This window comes from Terrabacter sp. P5_B1, from assembly GCF_056400505.1.
Genome location: NZ_JBFULD010000423.1, coordinates 1 through 3,065 on the forward strand (window position 1 = coordinate 1; position 3,065 = coordinate 3,065).

Below are 3,065 nucleotides of genomic sequence, written 5' to 3' on the forward strand. Positions count from 1 at the left end.
ATACCGCACCGTGCCGATCTGGCTCGGCGTCAGGCCGAGCTCCTCGGCGATCCACTCCGCGAGAGCGGCCGCACGCCGGCTGCGGTCGACGGCCAGGGGCTCTTTGGTGCCCAGCGCGGTCACCAGCGTGTCCACCGTGCGCTCGTGCGAGCGCAACTCTTCGCCGTACTGGATGAACGCCCACCGCGCCGCGAGCAGCGGCGCGAGGACGAGAAGCGCACTGAAGGCGCCCAGGCCCGCAGGGAACCACAGAATGACGAAGAGGAGGCCGATCACGCCGTAGCCGACGTAGGCAACTCCCGAGCCGCTGAGGACGCGACGAAGCTGGATGCCGAAGGGGATGCCTTGGTCCAGGTGGATGACGCCGGAGAGCAGCACGGCGTTGACGAGACATGCGACGACGTCGGCGACGAGAAGCGGCAGACCCACGTGCCGGCCCAGTTCGAAGGTGTCCATGCCGACCATGCCGGCGCCCTCGACTCCCCCAAGCAGGCGGTACGCCAGCGCCACTGCGACCCCGACCAGTCCACTCATGGCTGCGTTGAACATCGTCGCTGTCCAGCGTGCCCGGCGGCGGTCGACCAGCATTGACACTGAACCCACCACCCAGGCCCCGACGACACCGACGATGGCAGCCGAGGCCACGAGGATGATCGACAGGAACGAGAAGCTGATTCGGCTGCCGAGCTCCGGCTCGCGGACCTGGAAGCTCACGACTCCCATCAGGCACAGCAGCACGAGCGGACCGATGGCCGGTCGTGGGAGGACCAGCATGGTCAACACCCCAGTGGTCACGGAGGTGAAGACCACGAACGCGAGGTAGCCGGGCAGCCACCGGGACCGAACGATGCCGGTGGGTGTGTGGCTCACGTCAGTCACGGTAGCGCGACAGCACCGGGACCGTGATGGGTCCCGGTGCCGTCCAAGAGGATCTGGAAGCGGCTCAGCCGTTCCAGCCCCAGATGCCGGCGAACGATGCAAGCGCCCGCGTCGTGTAGTCGTTGGAGGCAAGGGCAGACAGCAGGGCAGCGAACATTGGGGGCTCCTAGATAGCGTCGATGTTCCGGATGCGTGCGCCATGGAGGGGCGTTGCTCGCGGCAGCACAGAACAACTGAGGTTTCCCTCTACCCCAAGGTCCCAGACCGCGCGAGCGCACGGAAGTAGATCCGGCACGTTTCGGACGGATCTATACGAAGATTTTACGGTTGCTGACGTAACCCTGTCCCCGAATTGGGCGGTTCAGTGCCGGTGTGGAAGAATCGGGGCTTCGTGCCCGTCGGGTGCGAAGCATCCGCAGGACCAAGGAGAGCCGACGATGAGCAAGCGCGCCCGCAAGCGCCGCTCCCGCAAGGGCAACGCCGCCAACCACGGCCGCAAGCCCAACGCCTGAGCCGCAGACGTCAAAGGCCCGCGCCCGATCAGTTCGGGGCGGGCCTTCGTCGTGTCCGGAGTCGCGCTGCCGGAACGAGCGTCGGATCGGTGTCGTCAGCCGCGGTCGACCTGGATGACGGTCATGGAGATGCGCGACATGATCGTCAGGCGCAGCGCCTCCGGCGCTTCCTCGCACTCGCACGACCGCTTGATCAGCGACTTGAGCGTCGTGTCGAGGTCGTACTCCTTGAGACACGGGCCGCACTCGTCGAGGTGCGCCTGGATCTTCGCCACCTCGTCGGGGCCGAGCTCGCCGTCGAGGTACTCGTAGACGCGCAGCAGGGCCTCGGAGCAGTCGGTGTGCGTCCCGGCACCCCCGGCCGGGTCCGGCCTGTCCGTCGTCTGGTCACTCATGACCGGTCTCCTTCCGTGCCCGCGGCGACGAAACCGCGTTCAGCGGCATACTCCGAGAGCAGCTCTCGCAGCTGGCGCCGGCCCCGGTGCAGACGGCTCATGACGGTGCCGATGGGCGTCTCCATGATCTCGGCGATCTCCTTGTAGGAGTAGCCTTCGACATCGGCGAAGTACACCGCGAGCCGGAACTCCTCGGGGATCGCCTGCAGGGCGCGCTTGACGTCGCTGTCCGGGAGGTGGTCGAGCGCTTCCGCCTCGGCGGAGCGCAGGCCCACCGACGTGTGCGACTCGGCCCGCGCCAGCTGGTAGTCCTCGATCTGAGCCGCGTCGGACTCGAGAGGCTGCCGCTGCTTCTTGCGGTAGGTGTTGATGTAGGTGTTGGTGAGGATGCGGTACATCCACGCCTTGAGGTTGGTCCCCGGCTTGTACTGGTGGAAGGCGGCGTACGCCTTCGCGAACGTCTCCTGGACGAGGTCCTCGGCGTCGCTCGGGTTGCGTGTCGTGCGCAGCGCGGCGCTGTAGAGCTGGTCGAGCAGCGGCATCGCCTCACGCTCGAAGCGCGCCCGGCGCTGCGTCTCGCTCTCGCTCGACACGTCGACGCTCGCGTCGGCGCGGGCCAGGTCCTCGGGGTCCGCCAGCCGCAGGGCGGCGCTCGAATCGGTCTTCTTGTCCTTTGGCATCGCCTCCCAGCCTAGACCGGTGGGCTGTGGGAGCAGACCGCGCACGGAGGCAGCGGTCGTGCCGCTCTCGGGCACACGGGTGGGGCAGGTCACCATGCACCCTGCAACGACACCTAGCCGGGGAGCATTCCCGCGATCCTCGTCAGCGCCTCGGTGAGGGCACTGCGTGAGCTCTTGGGGAAGCTGTGGGCGCCGGGCACCTCGAGGAGCTCGGTCCCGGGCGGCAGGTGGGGGCGGACCTCGTCCGGCACCCCGAAGGCGTCGCGTGTGCCCTGCACGACCCACGACGGGTCGGGCGCCAGGGCGAGCTCGTGGGCACGGAGCCGGTCGGGTTGCCCGGGCAGGTGGAGGGGGAAGCTGAGCAGCAGCGCCGCCTCGGCCTCGAGCGGCCCGGCCGTCCGGCACGCGACCCGTGCCCCGGCGCTGCGGCCCCCGACGACGAGCGGTCTCGGGAGCCGTCCTCGACCGGTCACGAGCGTCTCGACGATGGGCACCCACGCGGCGTCGAGGGTCGGTGGCCGCCCGGCCACCCTGCGCCCCGCGACGAGCCACGGCTGCTCGACGAGCACGACGGCCCATCCCGCACCGACGAGGACCTC

At 69.0% G+C, this 3,065-nt stretch carries 5 protein-coding genes; 1 reads left to right on the forward strand and 4 read right to left on the reverse strand.

Translation table 11 applies throughout. The annotated features are described in order from the left end of the window. The coding region (locus AC1DP0_RS20265; protein ID WP_478088081.1) for an HD-GYP domain-containing protein at window positions 1-870 on the reverse strand (870 nt) is incomplete at its 3' end. Window positions 871-1,316: 446 nt separating this feature from the next. On the opposite strand from AC1DP0_RS20265, the gene AC1DP0_RS20270 reads away from it, so the two are divergent. Then, window positions 1,317-1,391, forward strand: coding sequence for a 50S ribosomal protein bL37 (locus AC1DP0_RS20270; RefSeq protein ID WP_369791897.1), 75 nt, complete (start codon window positions 1,317-1,319; stop codon window positions 1,389-1,391). A 95-nt stretch (window positions 1,392-1,486) separates the two neighbouring features. On the opposite strand, the gene rsrA is transcribed toward AC1DP0_RS20270, so the two are convergent. From rsrA to AC1DP0_RS20285, 3 genes are all read right to left on the reverse strand, one after another. Continuing rightward, on the reverse strand, window positions 1,487-1,786 hold the full coding sequence (gene rsrA, locus AC1DP0_RS20275; protein ID WP_478088083.1) for a mycothiol system anti-sigma-R factor: 300 nt from the start codon (window positions 1,784-1,786) through the stop codon (window positions 1,487-1,489). Further along, entirely contained in the window at window positions 1,783-2,562 is a 780-nt protein-coding gene (locus AC1DP0_RS20280; protein ID WP_478088085.1) for a sigma-70 family RNA polymerase sigma factor, read from the reverse strand. Before AC1DP0_RS20280 ends, rsrA begins: the two co-directional genes overlap by 4 nt. Window positions 2,563-2,579: 17 nt before the next feature. After that, a partial coding sequence (locus AC1DP0_RS20285) for an alpha/beta hydrolase family protein (protein WP_478088087.1) occupies window positions 2,580-3,065 on the reverse strand: 486 nt, incomplete at its 5' end.

Excerpts from the sequence above, each read along its gene's own strand:
- AC1DP0_RS20280 (WP_478088085.1), bottom strand. The coding sequence starts at position 2,562 with ATGGTGACCTGCCCCACCCGTGTGCCCGAGAGCGGCACGACCGCTGCC.
- rsrA (WP_478088083.1), bottom strand. The coding sequence starts at position 1,786 with ATGAGTGACCAGACGACGGACAGGCCGGACCCGGCCGGGGGTGCCGGG.